12 protein-coding genes and 1 pseudogene are annotated in these 16,101 nt (G+C 70.4%); 4 read left to right on the top strand and 9 right to left on the bottom strand.

The genetic code is table 11. The features are described 5' to 3' along the window. Window positions 1-49: 49 nt before the first annotated feature. From G4D87_RS18065 to G4D87_RS18055, 3 genes are all read right to left on the bottom strand, one after another. Window positions 50-2,395, bottom strand: a complete 2,346-nt coding sequence (locus G4D87_RS18065) for a TonB family protein (protein WP_240358375.1) — start codon at window positions 2,393-2,395, stop codon at window positions 50-52. A gap of 219 nt (window positions 2,396-2,614) precedes the next feature. Beyond that, entirely contained in the window at window positions 2,615-2,926 is a 312-nt protein-coding gene (locus tag G4D87_RS18060; RefSeq protein ID WP_163783311.1) for an SMI1/KNR4 family protein, read from the bottom strand. 321 nt (window positions 2,927-3,247) lie between these two features. Next, window positions 3,248-3,715 (bottom strand): helix-turn-helix domain-containing protein, encoded by a 468-nt coding sequence (locus G4D87_RS18055; protein ID WP_338044977.1) that lies wholly within the window; start codon window positions 3,713-3,715, stop codon window positions 3,248-3,250. Window positions 3,716-4,234: 519 nt separating this feature from the next. On the opposite strand from G4D87_RS18055, the gene G4D87_RS18050 reads away from it, so the two are divergent. Beyond that, window positions 4,235-4,876, top strand: a complete 642-nt coding sequence (locus G4D87_RS18050) for a DUF2378 family protein (protein WP_205507629.1) — start codon at window positions 4,235-4,237, stop codon at window positions 4,874-4,876. A gap of 60 nt (window positions 4,877-4,936) precedes the next feature. Here G4D87_RS18050 and G4D87_RS18045 read toward each other — a convergent pair whose 3' ends face one another. Next, entirely contained in the window at window positions 4,937-6,091 is a 1,155-nt protein-coding gene (locus tag G4D87_RS18045; protein WP_163783309.1) for a CARDB domain-containing protein, read from the bottom strand. 379 nt (window positions 6,092-6,470) lie between these two features. Here G4D87_RS18045 and G4D87_RS18040 point away from each other — a divergent pair, with 379 nt between their 5' ends. Beyond that, window positions 6,471-6,839, top strand: coding sequence for a response regulator (locus G4D87_RS18040; protein ID WP_163783308.1), 369 nt, complete (start codon window positions 6,471-6,473; stop codon window positions 6,837-6,839). 5 nt (window positions 6,840-6,844) lie between these two features. Here G4D87_RS18040 and G4D87_RS18035 read toward each other — a convergent pair whose 3' ends face one another. Beyond that, complete coding sequence (locus G4D87_RS18035) at window positions 6,845-9,292, bottom strand: PAS domain S-box protein (protein WP_163783307.1); 2,448 nt, start codon at window positions 9,290-9,292, stop codon at window positions 6,845-6,847. A gap of 249 nt (window positions 9,293-9,541) precedes the next feature. Between G4D87_RS18035 and G4D87_RS18030 the strand changes: the two genes are divergently transcribed. Then, a complete protein-coding gene (locus tag G4D87_RS18030; protein WP_240358374.1) occupies window positions 9,542-11,767 on the top strand; it encodes a sensor histidine kinase in 2,226 nt (741 codons plus the stop codon). A 12-nt stretch (window positions 11,768-11,779) separates the two neighbouring features. Here the strand turns inward: G4D87_RS18030 and G4D87_RS18025 are convergent, their stop codons facing one another. The 3 genes from G4D87_RS18025 to G4D87_RS18015 all read right to left on the bottom strand — a co-directional run bounded on the left by G4D87_RS18025 (window position 11,780) and on the right by G4D87_RS18015 (window position 13,105). After that, window positions 11,780-12,058 carry a hypothetical protein gene (locus tag G4D87_RS18025; RefSeq protein ID WP_240358373.1) on the bottom strand — a complete coding sequence of 93 codons (279 nt, stop codon included), beginning with the start codon at window positions 12,056-12,058 and terminating at the stop codon, window positions 11,780-11,782. A gap of 154 nt (window positions 12,059-12,212) precedes the next feature. After that, window positions 12,213-12,662: a hypothetical protein gene (locus G4D87_RS18020; RefSeq protein ID WP_163783304.1), complete on the bottom strand. Its 450-nt coding sequence runs from the start codon at window positions 12,660-12,662 to the stop codon at window positions 12,213-12,215. 2 nt (window positions 12,663-12,664) lie between these two features. Continuing rightward, entirely contained in the window at window positions 12,665-13,105 is a 441-nt protein-coding gene (locus tag G4D87_RS18015) for a hypothetical protein (protein ID WP_240358372.1), read from the bottom strand. Between the two features lie 514 nt (window positions 13,106-13,619). Between G4D87_RS18015 and G4D87_RS18010 the strand changes: the two genes are divergently transcribed. Next, window positions 13,620-14,309, top strand: coding sequence for a response regulator transcription factor (locus G4D87_RS18010; RefSeq protein ID WP_163783303.1), 690 nt, complete (start codon window positions 13,620-13,622; stop codon window positions 14,307-14,309). Window positions 14,310-14,313: 4 nt separating this feature from the next. Here the strand turns inward: G4D87_RS18010 and G4D87_RS18005 are convergent. Then, window positions 14,314-16,101: pseudogene (locus G4D87_RS18005) on the bottom strand (bpX6 domain-containing protein); the annotation flags it as partial.

Raw genomic sequence — 16,101 nt, 5'->3', positions numbered from 1 at the left:
GCCGCGGAAGTCCGGGAAGTCGAAGTCCGAGCGGTCGGGGATGCCACCGTCATCCCCGGTGGCCCTCCGCGTCGTAGCGGTAGAAGCGCGTGCGGCGCGTGCTGCGCTGGAGCGAATACGACAGCCAGCCGAACCAGTTGTCGCCCAGCGGGTGGCGCAGCAGGAACTCCAGGCCGTAGGCCATGCCGCTGCCGCGGAAGTCCGGGAAGTCGAAGTCCGAGCGGTCGGGGATGCCACCGTCATCCCCCAACTGCATGCCGCGGCGCAGGCCGCCTGGAGGCGGCTCGGAATCCGGCGGCTCGTCCTCCACCAGGCCCTCATCGGAGAAGGGCGTCAGCTCGAGCGTCCGCAACATGGGGTTGAGGTAGACGTCCAGCCCCACCTCCAGGCCGCGCCACGCCTTCCACTCCGCGCCGACGGAGAGCTGCACGCCTTGCTGGAGCCCCAGCAGCAGGCTGCCCACGTCCACCACGGGCAGGCTGATGAGGGTGGTGGGCGGCTGATGGAAGAGGCCCGCCCCGCCCTTGAGCGTGAGCGCCTCCGACACCTTGTGGCGCACGGTGAGGCGCGGCTCCAGCGCGCGCCGGTCAATGCCCGGCGACAGGTGGTAGCTGTCCACGCGCAGGCCGGGCACCACGGCCCACTTCTCATGGGGCTGCCATACCAGCTCCGTCCACGCCCCCATGAAGGTGCCCAGCGCCACGGGCGCCACCTCCCTGTCCACGTCGGGGCCGCCTTCCTGCTGGAGCAGCTCGACGATGGCGCGCTTGTGCTCCACGTCCGCCCCGGCGCGCAGCGTGGCGCTGGGGGACAGCGTCGCGGTGTAGCCCAGGCGCGCGGACCAGTGCCCCTGGTCGATATGGATTTCGGTGGCGTCGCCAGGCGGGCTGCGGCTGACGATGGCGAAGCGGTCCAGCCCCCACGTCCCGCCCACCTCCAGCTCACCGGGGCCCACGGGGTGGCGGTGCCGCAGGTCCACCCGGTGGAAGACAATGGACTGCAGCGCGGTGTCCCCCCATTCGTCCTGGGCCTCCGAGCCAAAGGTGTCCGACGAGCCAAAGGCAAACAGGCGCAGCGTGCCCTCGCCCAGCCGCTGCTCCACCCGGCCCTGGTAATCCCAGAAGTCGAGCACCACCTTGGGGTTCTCCCGCCCGGGCGGGGGCGGCGCCTGGAGCTGGTTGGCCGCCAGGGCGATGAGCCAGGGTGTATAGGAATAGCGACCGGCCAGGCTGACGTTGGTGCCGGTGTCCTTGAACGGCGTCTCGATGAAGAAGCCCGCGTTGATGAGGTCCGCGTAGGCACTGCCGTGGACGCCGTCATCCCGCGGGCGGCTGAGACGCCCGTCGATGGCGCCCCCCATCAACCGCCCGTACCGGGGCGGCGGCGAGCCCGGATAGAAGTCGATGGCGTCGATGAAGTCCGGGTGGATGACGGCCGGCCCCAGGAACAGGTGGAAGAGGATGGGGACGCGGATGCCATCCAGGAAGTAGCCCGTGGCCGCGGGCTGGCTGCCGCGCACCACCGGGTAGGCCACGCCGGACACCATGCTGCCCACGCCGGGCAGCAGCATGACGACGCGGAAGGGGTCCCCCATGGTGCCGGGCACCTCGCGCAGCTCCGCGTCATGCAGGGTGACGCGGCTCACCTCCGTGCGCTCGCGGTCCCCCCGCACCACCGTCTCGTACGGGTTGATGATGAGCGGCTCCAGCCCGTACACCACCTCCAGCGCCTCGTTCGCCTTCAGGCCCTCGCGGAAGACGGCGGGCTTGTGGCCGGGGGCGGTGATGCGCACCGGGTGCACGCCCGCGGGCCAGCGCGCCTCGAAGCGGCCGTCCACGTCCGTCTGCACCGGCGCGTCCGGCTGCGCGTCCGACACCAGCGTGGCCCCCACCAGCGGCCGGCGGTTGCCCTTGGTGCGAACCAGACCCTTCAGGGTGATGGGCGCCGCGGGCGTGGCCCCCGCGGCGCTGACCGGCGCGGGCGCCTCGAAGCGGTACTCGAAGAAGATGCGCACGGCCACCGGCAGGCCGTCCAGGGTGGCGGGGGCGAAGCGCAGCGACGGCGCCGCGTGCAGCGCCGCCCGGTCCAACAGGGGATGCAGCCCTTCCACCAACGTGGCGGACTCCACCTCGCCCGCGTCGTCGATGAGCAGCTCCAGCTTCACCACCCCCGCGACGCCCTCTGACGCCAGCCCGGGCGGATAGGGCGCGGGCGAGCCCTGCACCATCGCCGGCGGCGTGAACGCGGGCTCCGGCACACCCGCGCCCCCGGACAAGGGCGCGTCCGTCTCCACGGCCCAGCCCGCGTCGGTGCGCTGCAGCACCCGCTCGGCCTGGGTGGCGCCCCCGTCATCCGGCGTCCCCGCGTCCTGCGCGTGCGCCCGAGTCGCGGACATGAGCAGGGCCACCCCGGCGACCGCCGCGCGCGCTACTGGCCTGCCTGTCCACCACCCAAGTCCTCGGGCCATTCCCTCACCAAGCGGGGCGCGGCGCACCCGGTCCCCCCATGAGGCCAGGGAGACGGCGGTGTGACAAGCGGCTTGGGGCGGACTTGCGCGGGCAGCGTCAGCCCTGGACGCGGCGCCAGCCTTTCCATCAACCCGATGAGTAACCGTTCACCGCCTGGTGCCTGATTGAAGAGAAGAGACATCGGGGTAGCGGACGGTGGGCGGGACGGCGCCCATCGCGTCCTCGTCACGGAACCGCATGGCGACGCGAGCGCGGCGAATTTCTCGCAATGGGAGGAGCCAGAACGTCTGGCTCGGCCATGGGCGAAAGAGCGTTGCTCCATCGCAGTGCAGATAGAACGCGCGCAGGTCTTCATCCAGGCGCCAGCCGACGCGCTGCTCGAACGCCTCGAGCTGCGCTGGAGTGGCTGGAGCGTTCGGGTAGTGCCGAGCGGTCACTTCCTCCAGTAGCGGCTGCATGGGGCTGGTCGGCATAGGGCCTGTCCGGAAGAAGGCGCGTTGGCGGCCGTCCCCTTGGGTAGGCCTGCGCTCCCTGGTGCCCACCCGTTGCTCGCCACCAGGGGCCCCGCTGCTGCCCTCCACAGTCCCCTCGGTGCATGTCGTCCCCGGCCGAACAGCGAAGCGTTGCCGCACCACGCCTCACGCTCACGAGGCCTCCTCACGAAATCACAGACACCCGAGAACGCATCAGGCCTGCCCCCCAGGGAGCGCCGGGAACCCATTCCGGCACGGAAGCACCCACCTCCGGACAATCAAGGCCTCACCGTCCGGAGTCCGCCCTCACCGCTCCGGCAGGAGGGCGACCGCGACCTGGTTCATCAGGTTGAGCTGCCTGCGCGACATGCGCCGCAGCGTTCGGAGCACCTTCCGCATCTCCGGGAGCTGGTCCCTGTGCCTGGAGTCCCCCTCCCAGAGCGCGGCGCCGACACTGGCCGCCGTGGCGAGTCCCAGCCCGACGTCCGCCGACAACCGCAGCGCCAGACACAGGCGGAACAGGGTCGGCACGCTGGGCATCATCTTCCCCCGCTCCATGCGCCCATAGACCTCCGCGGCGATGCCCACACGCGCCGCGACATCCGCCTGGGTGAGCCCCGCGAGCAGCCGCGCGCCTCGCGCCGCCTCGCCCACGCTCTCCGCCAGACGGCTCTCCATCTGCTCGCGCGACTTCCGGGCGCGCGCCGCCGGGCTTCGAGGCGGAGCGCGGGGCCGCTTGCGGGGAGGAGCTGGACCTTCGAGGTGGGTCTTCACTGCGTCAACCTTGTGAGTACGGGCCAAGCGCACGCCCTGCCCGGGAACAGGCCGCGCTCGGTCACGAGTTTTCCTGCGACTTATAACCCAGCACGTCCTCAGGCGAAATACCGATATGGAGGGTAGTCCTCCGCCCCGCACCCTCCGCGAAAAGTGTCGCACCCGGAACCACACACCCGGCAGACGTCCAGGCGTCAGCCCGCATGGCCCGTCCGGCACCGGGTCCGTCCGGCCCTACTCGCCATGTCTGTCATTGAGGGAGCAGCCAATCCCTTCACCAGAATTCGACGACCAGGGTTGCCTCGCGAAAGCACTCCATGCAATGTGCATCATTACGGCCACACTTCCGCGACCTGTCTGTGAAGCCTCCTGGACCGGAGGCCCGCGGCCGGACGCGTGAGTCTGGGCATGGGCGGCCAAGGCGTTCGCCGCCCCTGTGGGGGCCCGCATCCACCCTGGAGCACGGCGCGTCTGGCTTCGGCCTGGCGGCGTCCCCCTTTTCTTCTGGAGCCCCCCGCAATGGAATTGAGATTGACCTCGCACCTGGTGCGAGAGCCCGCGCCACCTCAGCCCCTGGGGCCGGAGGCCTTGCGCGAGCTGCGTCAGCGCTGCGCGCTCGCCACCCCCGAGGACACCGCGCGTGGCATGTTCTTCCGGGGGGTCCTGGAGACGGTGCGGCGCGTGGGCGGCTCCAGCCTGGAGCAGCGCTGCCGCCAGGGCCTGCCGGAGAAGCGCTACATCGACTTCTTCAGCTACCCCATCACCCAATTCCTGCCGCTGGCCTTCCAGGCCGCGGACCTGCTCTCCGAACCCTGCGGGGGCCTGGCCGCCGCCCAGCGCGTCCTGGGCCAGAAGGCCGCGCATGACTTCCTGGAGTCCGTCGCGGGCCGCACCCTGCTGATGCTCGCCTATGACGAGCCCCGGCTGCTGCTCGGGCAGCTCCCCACCGGGTTCCTCGCGGCGGTGAGCTACGGCGAGCGGCGCATGGTGTGGACGGGGCCTCGCAGCGGCCGCTTCGTCATGAAGCGGGACTTCATGCCCACCGCGTACCACGAGGGAGTCCTCCACGCCGCCCTGGAGGCCGTGGGCGCGCGCGACATCGGGGTGCGGGGGCGCGAGCTGGGCCTGCTCGACTCGGAGTACGCGCTGTCCTGGCGCTGAGACGCGACACCGCCGGCGGCCCCGCCCCACTTCAAGTGGTGGGACGGGGCGGCGCTTCGACTACAGCAGCGAGCAGAGCAGCCCGCGGTAGCGCGAGCCCGCGGGGCAGTTGTCGCCCTGGCAGTACACCACGCCCGAATCGATGGCGGGGTTGGCCAGCAGCGCGGGGACCTTCACGTTGCAGGTGCCGATGGCGCTGTTGCCCGACGCGTCCTGCACGGCGTACGTGAAGTTGTAGACGCGGCCGTTGCCCAGCAGGGCCGCCTCGGCGCGGACCATCGCGGACTTGCGGTCCGGGGTCAGCTTGATGTCGTCACACGCCAGCAGCCGGAGCAGGGACAGCGCGTCGTTGGACTCGTCGGAGGTGACGCGGATGATGCGGGCCGACGCGTCCAGGTCGAGCTCGCCGCCGCAGTTGTCGACGGCCGGCATCGCGCAGTCAGCCAGGGGCACCAGCACGTAGTCGGACCCCAGGACCGGCTGGAGCACCAGGCCGCGGTTGGCGCCCGGCGTGGGGGCGCTGACGTCGACGACCGTCACGTTCGCCGAGCACGTGCTGGTGGCCGCGCCGTCGGACACCTGGAGCTGCGCGCTCGTGGTGCCCAGCCCATAGGGGCCCGCGGGCGACTGCTCCACGGAGAACGGCCCCGGGAAGCCATCCGGGTCGAACGAGCCGTTGTCGATGCTCGCGCTGCCCTGACAGGCCGCGTCCGCGGGGACGGTGACGTCCTGGCAACTGGCCACCGGCTGCTGGTTGGTGGCACAGGGAACCTCGAAATCAATGGAGGCGAAGTTGTTGTCCTCGTCGTCCTCCGGATAGGCGCCGTCCTCGTCCGCGACGACCACCACCTTCGTCGTTCCCTCCGGCACCGTGTACGACAGCGAGAAGGGGAAGCGCTCTCCGCCCACCAGCCACGGGACACTGAGGGTGCCCAGCCGCACGCCGCCAGCGCCCGGCGTCCCCGCGTACACCGCCGCGGTGGAGTCCCCGATGCCCGTGAGGGCCTCGTTCTTGATGGCCGCGGAGAGCGTCAGCGCCGTCGCCGCGCACGAGGCGGACAGGTCCACCACGCTCAGGTCCAGCCCCGTCTCCTTCGCCTCCTGACGCTGGACCTCCATGTCGATGTTCGCCGGGCCCTCTTCGGGAAGCGCGCCCTCACAGCCCGTCAGAAGAAACAACGCCGTCAGCGTGGAGACGCCATGATTCCGTGTCATGTCTGGTTCCTGGCATGCCGGGAGCACGCCTGCTCTGCAGGGGGAAATGCCTCTCAATGAGGCCACTCTTTTATGTCGAGTCGTTTACCCGGATACCACGGACTCCCAGTGCATGTGGAGGCAATTATTCCCACCAGCCTGTATGAAGTCCGCGCTCCCACAGGGGTGATTGACGACACCTCACCTTGATTCTTGATAATCCAGACATAGAGCGATGCATGCCTGACACCCATGAGTCAAATCAGACATATACAAGAAAAAGACGACTTAACTGCCAAACCCCGCATCGTGTCGCGGTGGACATCCCGGGCGTCCACGGGCGGACGCATTGCCCTGGGGCACTGGCGGACATTGGACTTCAGTACAAGTCTACAGCCTCATGTGCACGCCCAACCTCGTCCTCCTCGTGGAAGACCATGCCGACAGCCGGGAGCTGTTGGAGGAGTTCCTCACCCTGGAGGGCTTCACCGTGGAGACGGCGGGCAACGGACTGTCCGCCTGGGAGCGCCTGAGCCGCCCGCCCCTGCCGGATGCCGTCCTCCTGGACCTGATGATGCCGGTGATGAGCGGCTGGGAGCTGATGCGCCACGTGCGCGAGGACGCGCGGTTGAGCACCCTGCCAGTGGTGGTGGTCTCCGGCGCGGGGAGCTCCCAGCCCCTGCCAGAGGGCATCCGGGCCACGGTGCCCAAGCCCGTGGATTTGTTCGAGCTGCGCGCCACCCTGGAGCGGGTGGTGAGCCCCACCTGAGCGCGTCAGTCCGCCTGCTGGCGGGGCAGTGACACCCGGAAGGTCGTGCCCGCCTCGGCGGTGGAGGTCACCTCGATGCGGCCGCCGTGGCCCTTCACCACCTGCTCGACGATGTAGAGCCCCAGCCCCAGCCCGCTGCTGCCCGCGCCGCCGGCACCGGCCATGGCGCCGCGCCGGAAGGGGTCGAAGAGCCGGGGGAGCATCTGTGGGGAGATGGGCTCGCCGGGGTTGTGGACCTCCAGCACCACGGCGTCTCCACCGTCCGACAGCTTGAAGGACACGGGCGCGTCCGCGGGGCTGTACTGGAGCGCGTTGCCGCCCAGGTTGCTGACCACCTGGAGCAGCCGGTCTCCGTCCCACGCCCCTTCATAGCGGCCCGGCTCCACCTGGAGCGCCAGCTTGCGCTCCGGCCAGGCCGCCTCCAGTTCATCAATCCCCATCCGGACCACGGCCCGCAAATCACCGGCCGTGCGTTGGATGGGAATGCCGCCCCCCAGCCGCCCGCGCGTGAAGTCGAGCAGCTCTGAAATCATGCGCTTCATCCGGTCGCCGGAGCGGGCGAGGCGCGTCACCAGGCGGCGCTCGCGCTCCGGAAGCGCCTCGCTGTGCAACAACTGGGTCGCGGACAGCTGGATGGCATTGAGCGGGTTGCGCAGGTCATGGCTGACAATGGCGATGAGCCGCTCGCCGAACCGGGCCGCCTGCAGCGAGGCCTCCTGGGCGCGGCGCCGTTCGGAGACGTCCACCAGGGTGGCCACCGCCGCGATGATGGTGCCCTCCCGGTCCAGGATGGGCGCGCTGGAGAGCAGCACCGTGACGTACTGGCCATCCTCGCGGGAGATGAGCATCTCCTCGCCCCGCACCACCTCGCCGTGGCGCAGGCTGCGCGCCAGCGGCAGGTCCTCCAGGGCGTAGGGCCGCCCGTCCGGGCGCAGCGAGACGCCATAGTCCTCCATGTAGTCCTGCATCGACGTGGAGGGATGGAAGGGCCTGCCGGTGATGAGCTCCACCTGCCGGCTGGCCATCACCAGCCGACCGGACGGCGCGTCCGCGATGAACACCCCCGCGGGCATCTGGTCCAGCACCGACGCCAGCCGCGCGCGCTCCGCCTCGATGGCGCCCAGCAGGCGCTGCCGGTCCATCTCCATGGCCCGGCGCTGGGTGATGTCCACCACGGTGGCCACCCGCTGCTCCACGCGGCCGGCCGCATCCTTGAAAGCCGTGACGTGGGTGAAGGCGGGGAAGCGGGTGCCATCCTTCCGGATGTGCAGTGATTCGTATTCGTGCGACGGCTTGGAGTTCGCCGCCGCGATGTGCCGAGGCAACACGCCGCGCGCTTCCGGCGCATAGGTGTCCTCCAGCCGCCGGCCGGCCAGCTCCTCCGGCGCGTAGCCATGCATGCGCGCGAAGGCGGGGTTCACCTCGCGCAGCCGCTCCTCGGCCGCGTCCACCACGGCCACGCCGACGCCCAGCCGCTTGAAGACCTGCTCCCACCGCCGCAGGCCCGCTTCACTCTCCCGGAGGCGCTCCAGGGACGCCTCCGCGACCGCGCGCGCCTCGCGCTCGCGGGCATGCGCCTGGGCTTGCAGCAGCAGCGCGGTGGTGCGCGCCGCCATGGCCCGGAAGAGGAACTGGTCCTCTTCCGACAACTCGCGGGCGGCGCGGCTGCCCATCAGCACCACGCCCATCAGCTGCTCACCTCGGAGCAACGGCACACCGAACAGCGCGGACAGGTCCGCCGCGCGCAAGGACGGCTCGCTCACCCGGCTGTCCGTGCGGGCCTCATGCACCAGCAGCGGCTGGCGCGTGGCCGCGATGGTGCCCGTGAAGCCCTCCCCCATGGGCACCACGTCGCCCACTGCCATCCCCGTGCCCACGACGCTCTCCACCCGCAGGGCGCCCTCCTCCAGCAGCAGGACGACCGCCACGTCCACCACGGCCACCGTCTCCCGCAGCACCTGAAGGAGGCTCGGCAACAGGCTCGCGGCGTCGGTGCTGCCCAGGGCCGCGGTGCTGATGCGGTCCAGCGCCTGCAACGTGCGCTCGCGCGCCAGCGAGTAGCGGCTGACGGAGGCCGCCACCGCTTCATCCAGGGCCTCGTGGAAGACGATCTCCGCCTCCGGGCGGTGGGTGGCGTTCTCCCGGGACGTCCACAAGCGCAGCACGCACGCGCGAAGCAGCCGGTACTCCGTCACCACCTGCCGCAGGTCGAAGCCCTCGCCCAGCCGCTCAATCGCGTGCCGGTCCGGAATCTCCCCCAAGCCCTCCTCCACGCCGCCGGGCGAGCCGCGGCGCATCAGCGAGGCGACGACCTCCAGCAGCCGGGGCAGCCCATCCCGCAGCGCGAGCCTTGGCAGCGCCTGGGCCGCGGGGATGCGGCGCACCTCCACCTCCCACGCGGACATGATGGCTTCCCGCTGCTGTAGAAGGAACTCGGCCAGGTGGATGGGCACGACTTCGTGGATAGGCGTCAGCGCGGCCGACGACAACAGCAAAGCGCGCCGACTGCCCGGCAGCGGAAACGTCCAAAAGCACGCAGCCACCTCGCACGTCCGGAATGCGTGTCACGGACACTCCTCGAAAAGAGCGCTGGAGGCCGCCGGGGGTGGCGTTGTTAGGGTCCCTTCGACATGAGCGGGCGCGCACGGTTTGCCTGGGCGCTGGGGGTGGGACTGTTGGGCCATGCGCTCAACCGACATCCCGTGGAGCTCATCCCAGGCATCGACATCCTCCTGGGTTTCTTCGTCATCATCCCCGCGGCCCCGCTGCTGGGACCCTGGTGCGCGGGGCTGGCGGCCGGCATCGCCACGGCCGTCACCGTCCAGCTCTGGGGCCACCCCTGGGCCATGCTGGGCGCGATGATGGAGGCCGTCGTCCTGGGCGGGCTCACCCGGCGCTACTGGCCCCTCCAGGCGGACGGGCTCTACTGGTTGGCGGGCATCCCCTACCTCTTCATCAGCTACCACCTGGGCGTGGACGTCACGGCGACGAGCGCGCTCGCCATCGCCTTCAAGCAGGGGCTCAACAGCCTGGTGCCGGCGCTGATGACGCAGGTGGTGCTGATGACGCCCGCGGCGCGCGCGCGGCTCTGGCCCCTGCTGCCGCCAGCGCTGCGCACCTTCACCCTGTCGTCGGCGGTGGGCTCGGCGCTGCTGCTGGCGCTGATGCTGCCGCTGATGCTGGTGGGAACGCTGGAGGGCCGGGCCCGCTATGCCGCCGAGCTGCGGCGGGTGGATGACCAGGGCCTCTCCACCGCGCACCTGCTGGCGGAGACGGTGGACGCGGAGCTGGCCACCGCCCAATCCCAGACCGCCTTGCTGGCGAGCGTCGTCATCAACTGGTGGGAGCGCGAAGGGGAGCGCCCGTCCCCGCCGCAGTTGGAGGAGCTGCTGCGGGACTGGGTGTATCACTCCGCGTTCGCGCTCAACTGCGGCCTCGGGGACCGCGACGGCAACCTGGTGGCCATCTGGCCGCCGCAAGGCGTGGGCGCCCAATCGGCGGCGGACGCCAACTTCGCGGACCGCGCCTACTTCCAGGAGGTCCGCGGCACGCGCGCGCCCGTGGTGAGCGGCGTGTTCGAGGGCCGCGCCGCGGTGTCGGGCCCCGTCATGGTCGCCGTCGCGCCCTTGCTCCGGCAGCAGCGCTTCGAAGGCTTCACGTTGGTGGCCATCAACCTGCCTCGGATGCGCGCGGTGGCGCAGGAGCGGCTGGCGCCGGGCCAGCGCGCGCTGCTGGTGGACCCGGACGGCAACGTGGCCTTCGACACCGGCGCCACGCCCGGGCCGAAGCCTCGGTCCCTGAAGGGCACCGCGTGGGGTGAGATGCTGTCGAAGCTGCCCGCCACGGGCACCCGCACCTATGACACGGAGCCCCGGGCCCCCAGGCCGCGGCGGGCCCAGGGGACGCGGCACCTGGCCAGCGCGACGCTGCTCCAGACGGGTTGGCGCGTCGTGGTGGAGCAACCGATGAACTTCATGGACTTCGGCGTCGTCGGCACCTACCGCGCGCTGCTGGCCACGCTGGCGCTGGCGCTGGTGCTGGCCATCCCCGTCACCCGCCTGCTGACGCGCATGCTCTCCAGGCCGGTGGAGGCCGTGTCCCAGGCCGCGGGCCGCATGGCCGCGGGCGAGCGCGACGTGCGCGCCTTCGGGACGCTCCACCGCTCTGGCGCCCTCGAGGTGGAGAAGCTGGGCCGGGCCTTCGACGAGATGGCGGCCCGGCTCCAGCGCCACCTGGAGGAAGTGGAGCGCGTCAGCCAGGCCAAGGCGGCCTTCTTCTCCATCGCCAGCCATGAGCTGAAGACGCCCCTGGCCACCCTCAAGCTGCGCTTGCAGCGGCTGCGTCCGGACACCGTGCGTCAGCAGGACCTGGTCCTCATGGACCGGCAGGTGGACCGGCTGGCGCGGCTGGTCAATCAACTGCTGGATGTGTCCGAGCTGGCCAGCGGCCGGCTGTCACTGGCGCAGGTGCCCCTGGAGCTGTCCGCGCTGGTGCGGCGGGTGGCGGAGCGGCGCGCGGCGTCCGCGCCCCAGCATCAACTGACGCTGAAGCTGGAGCGCGTGGACGGCTGGTGGGACGAACCCCGGCTGGAGCAGGTCGTCTACAACCTGGTGGACAACGCCATCCGCTACAGCCCGGAGGGTGGACCGGTGGAGGTGGTGCTCCGGTGGGAGGACGGGGACGCGCTGCTGGAGGTGAAGGACCGGGGCGTGGGCCTGGGGCCGCGCGGGGGCGAGGAGCTCTTCAGCCGGGCCCTTCGCGGCGGCACGCTGTCCACCATCAGCCGCGTGGAGGGCCTGGGCCTGGGATTGTATTTGAGCCGTGAAATCATCACCCGCCATGGCGGCAGCATCCACCTGGCCGCCCGCGAGGGCGGCGGCACCTGCGCCCGGGTCCGCCTGCCGCGAAACGACCCGCGCGAGGTGTGACGTGGACGCCCGCTATGGGTCGGCGGGGGGCCCGTCGGTCCAGGACCGCGGCAACGCAGGCGCGGCCACGTGGGTCAGCCGTAACAAGCTGCGCCCCAGGTCGAGCCGGTAGCGGACTCGAAAACCCGAGTCGAGCACCACCACCCCCCCCTGGTCCGACCGCAAGGGCCCGTCGAGTGGAAGGCCCGCGGCGAGCGCACCCAGCTCACACTGGAGCTGCTCTCGCACCGGAGTCGAACACCCCGCCAGGGTCCGGAGTGCCCGGGGAGCGAGCTGAAGTCGAAGGGCCATGGTTGTTTCAGACTGACGAGCCATGGCGATGACGACAAGCTGTACCCGGAGTGCATGTTTGGCGTCGGCTTCCAGCCCCATGAGGGGACCACCCCTCACTTCGCTGTGGAGTGCCAGACAGCCAAGGCGGTGGAGACACCGTCCGGACGCGGACCTACCGCTGCCGCGCGAGGATACGCCGCCCTTCCACGTCGACGGCGTAGGTCGCTTCCATGTCCATGATGATGTTCTGCTTTTCACAGACATCCGGACGCAGTGTCACACGGACGAAGGTCACACCTTCGGGGCCTGGGGACGCAATCACTTCGTACGATTCACGCCGGTAGAGACAGCGCTCCACGTCGGTCGCGCCCTCGTGGGGCTTCACGTCCAGGGGCAGGAAGTCGTCCAGCGCGAGCTGCATGGCCGTCACCAGCTCCCCTGACAGCGTCGTCCGCGTATCCGCCGGGAGGTCGAGCGGGAACTCCACCCTCGCCGCTTCCTCTGGAGGCGCGTGCGGTGGGCGATACGGGCGCTGGAAGAGCGCACATGCGGGCAACAGCAGGCACAGGGCGAGGAGGCGTCCGCGCTTCATGATGTCTCCGGGTCGACGAGGCTCGTCCATGGCTACTCATCCATCCAGGTCACGATGCCCGCGGACTTGTGCTCGGGCTTGATGACACCAATCCGCACCCAGTGCCGCTCGCGTCGCTCGAACAACTCACCGGGCCGGGCCTCACCGACGTAGGGGACCAGCTTCATCACCCGGCACCCCGTGTCGAACTGAATCCGGATACTGAAACGCTGGCGGGACTGCCGTCGGTCCGCGCTCGACATGCGCGAGTTGGGCCACGAATGGCTGTGATAGTCGGCCAGCACCACCGTGCGTCCACGCGAATCATTCACGAAGCGCGGCGCGAAACAAGACTTCTGCGGCTCCGGCGTCGCCTTGAGCAACGGGCCCAGCGTAGATGGCAGGCTCGCGTAGTAGGTGCCGTCGCCCAGGGAGTAGATGGCGCCGCAGTACTCCTGCCCGTACTCGCGGCCCTGCGCGCGAGGCAATTGCATGATTGCGGGGCATAACTGATCAATCACCGCGTCCACGTCCGCCGAAGGCATGATGGCGTCCCAAGGACCACGAACCCAGACATCCCCGTTGCGGTAGCCATAATCCGTCCCCTCCACGGGGCCAGAAGGCGTGCTGGAACACGCAGCCAGCAATAGCCCCATGAACGCGCCCATGAACCGCAACCGCCGCCGCATGCATGCCTCCATGCGCCAGAACTCGAGCGTGGACACGCCAGTTCCAGCCGAGCAGTGAACTGTTGGCCAGCGCGTCTAACACGCTCATTAAATCCGGACAAGTCTAGTATTTCCTGAGTTGAGGCAAGCCTCATCCAGACTCTACCCAACCTGATTGACTAGCATCCAGCAGGAAAACCCAACAGGTGGGTATCAGCCCATCCCACAGGGCACTGGGAAGCACTGGAGGCCGTGGGTGTCGTGCATCGGACGCGGAGCGGGCGGGCCCCTGGCGCATTCCTCAGGTCCGGGGTATTTGAGACTCCTCGCCTCTTCCACCATGGCCCGGCCGCTCCATCACCTGCTTCTCGTCGAGGATGACCTCGCCTGGCGCGAGCGGCTGACCGTGGTTGCTCACGCGGAAGGGGTGAAGGTCTCCCACGCGGCGGATGGCCAGGAAGCCCTGGACTGGCTCGACACACACCCCCGGGCGAGCCACCCGGACCTCATCCTCCTGGACCTGCTGATGCCGCGGATGGACGGGTGGGAGCTCTACGGACAGCTCCGGACCAACGCGCGGCTGCGCCATCTGGGCGTGCTGATGTTCTCCGGCGCGCTGAGCGGCCAGGAGCCCCCGCTGGACGGCGTGGTGGGCTACCTGCGCAAGCCGCACGCGCCCGAGGCCGTGGACGGGGCCCTGCGCGCCCAGCTTCGCGGGCTCCCCGCGCTTCCCGCCCGGGACTCCGCCGAGCCCTACGCACTGCACCTGCCCGAGGACGTGTCCCTGCCGCTGCGCACCCTGCCGGGCTCCCTGAGCCACGCGGTGCGCCTGCACCTGCTGCGCGCCGCGGAGCTGGTGGGCACGGAGCTGCCCCTGGCCTCCACCTGGCTGATGGCGCTCCCCGGGACGCCGCCCTCGCTGCTGGTGACGGTGGACGGCGTGCAGGTGGAGCTGGAAGTGGATGACGCACAGCGACGGCTCACCGTCCGCGACGTCACCTTGTCACCGAACCTGCGCCACGGCGCCTGACGGCTCAAGGCACCGGCAGGTGCCGGACCTCACCGCTCTCCAAATCCAGCCATACACCCTGGCCCCCCTCGCCGAACACCAGCAACATGCTGTCGGTGAGCCGCACCCTGGGCCAGTCCTTCCCTTCGAAGGCCAACACGGCGCGGAGGAACCCCCGCCTGTCTGTCAATTGAAGCTGCCATTCCTTACTCAAAGCCAGCAACTCCAGCCACCACTCCTGAGAGATGAAGATGGCCTTGAGCGGCTCGCTGTCGTGCGTCTTCGGGACCCGGCTGCGAAGCGCCACGGGCGGCAACCACGCCGGTACGAAGGTCACCGGGTTCACTTTGCCTGTCAGCGCCTCGGGGGGAGGTGGCACCTCCGTGCCCAGCACGATGACCTCGCCATCCGGCACCACGGACTCGCTGACGAGCACGCAGTTCGGACCCGATACCTCTGGAGGCAGCTCCGACCGCTCGCGAAGCGTGGGCCCGTCCGCGAGCGTATACGTCCACCGCTCCTGGTTGCCGACAATGAAGCTCAGGTGCGTGGCATCCGCCGCAATGGCAGACACGCCCCTGGCCAGGTCCGGAACCCGCCAGAGCGCGCGGCAGTCAGCGGCGAGCGCATCCAGCATCATCACCGTGGTGCCGGAGGCCACGAACCAGACATTGCCGTCGTAGCTGGGGGACCAGGCCGTCAACGTCATGTCACGCCAGGGGCTGCACCTGCGCGTCACCAGGTCCAGCCGGGACAGGCGCCAGACATCCCCCCGCCGCGCGAGCGCCAGGACCCGGTCACCATGAATGGAAGGCACCAGGTGGAAGGCCGGCACGTCGAAGTGCGCCACCGTCCGGCCGTCCGCGCGAACCAGCCGCGCCCCCGCCTCTCCCAGCGCGTACAGCAGCCGCCCGTCTGGCAGCACCACCGCGTCATGAAGCGTGAAGGTCCCCGCCTCGGAGGCCCGCACGGTGGCGTCGATGCGCGGCCGTGAATGGGTATCGCGCCACGCGGGGTGGAGACAGTCCGTCAACGCCGGCAGGTCCGTGCGCAGGGTGCCGTCGGGCGCGTCGCCCAACAAGCGCTTGATGAGGCTCAGGTCCGAGGTGAAGCGGGCATTGCCCGCCGCCCGGTCTCGAAGCAACGCACGCAACGTGGGCACCACCAGCGCGGTGCGGTTGGCGGAAGGAGACTCTTCCACGAGCGCCAGCCCAAAGACGAAGCGCTCGGACGCGCGGCCTGGCGTGTCGTCGTCGAGCAGCTCACGCACCCGCGCACCCGCCACCGTCAGCCCATCCGCGAACGCCGTGGCCCACAGCGCCAGCAGCCGCGCGCCCGTCGCGCCGCCGCTCGCCACGCCTCGCTCCAGCCACTCGCGCGCCGGGGCACGACTCTCCGCCACCGGCCACACCACCTGCACGGCGCGCGCGTAGTCACCGGCCTCGGCGAGCGTCTCCGCCCACAGCAGCCGGAGCGCACGGGCCTCCGGTGGATTAGAGCGCTCCAGCCGCGCCACCGCGTCCCCGAAGGCGCCACTTCGCCGGGCGATGGCGACGGCGCGCGCCACGTCTCGCGCCAGGAACCACTGGCGCACCACGAGCCCCGGAGCCAGCTTGCGCCCCTCGGCCAGCTCCGCCGCCAGCTTGAAGCGGCCATGCCGCTCCAGGAAGGACACGGCCTCCTCGACGGCGCCGAGCAGCTCCGCCAGGACGAACGCGGCCTCGTCGATACGTCCCTCGCGCTCGAAGCGGCGGAAGGCGTCGCGGTAGCGCTGCTGGAGCGCCGAGTAGAGCCCGGCCCCGCCCGCGAACAC

It is taken from the genome of Myxococcus vastator, from assembly GCF_010894475.1.
GTDB classification, from domain to species: Bacteria; Myxococcota; Myxococcia; order Myxococcales; family Myxococcaceae; genus Myxococcus; species Myxococcus vastator.
The sequence above is the reverse complement of the archived record's forward strand: the minus strand, read 5'-3'. Positions and strand labels throughout refer to the sequence as shown.

Coding starts and splice junctions, on each gene's coding strand:
- G4D87_RS18065 (WP_240358375.1), bottom strand. CDS start 2,395: ATGTCCGCGACTCGGGCGCACGCGCAGGACGCGGGGACGCCGGATGAC.
- G4D87_RS18060 (WP_163783311.1), bottom strand. CDS start 2,926: ATGCAGCCGCTACTGGAGGAAGTGACCGCTCGGCACTACCCGAACGCT.
- G4D87_RS18050 (WP_205507629.1), top strand. CDS start 4,235: ATGGAATTGAGATTGACCTCGCACCTGGTGCGAGAGCCCGCGCCACCT.
- G4D87_RS18045 (WP_163783309.1), bottom strand. CDS start 6,091: ATGACACGGAATCATGGCGTCTCCACGCTGACGGCGTTGTTTCTTCTG.
- G4D87_RS18040 (WP_163783308.1), top strand. CDS start 6,471: ATGTGCACGCCCAACCTCGTCCTCCTCGTGGAAGACCATGCCGACAGC.
- G4D87_RS18025 (WP_240358373.1), bottom strand. CDS start 12,058: ATGGCCCTTCGACTTCAGCTCGCTCCCCGGGCACTCCGGACCCTGGCG.
- G4D87_RS18020 (WP_163783304.1), bottom strand. CDS start 12,662: ATGGACGAGCCTCGTCGACCCGGAGACATCATGAAGCGCGGACGCCTC.
- G4D87_RS18015 (WP_240358372.1), bottom strand. CDS start 13,105: ATGCAATTGCCTCGCGCGCAGGGCCGCGAGTACGGGCAGGAGTACTGC.
- G4D87_RS18010 (WP_163783303.1), top strand. CDS start 13,620: ATGGCCCGGCCGCTCCATCACCTGCTTCTCGTCGAGGATGACCTCGCC.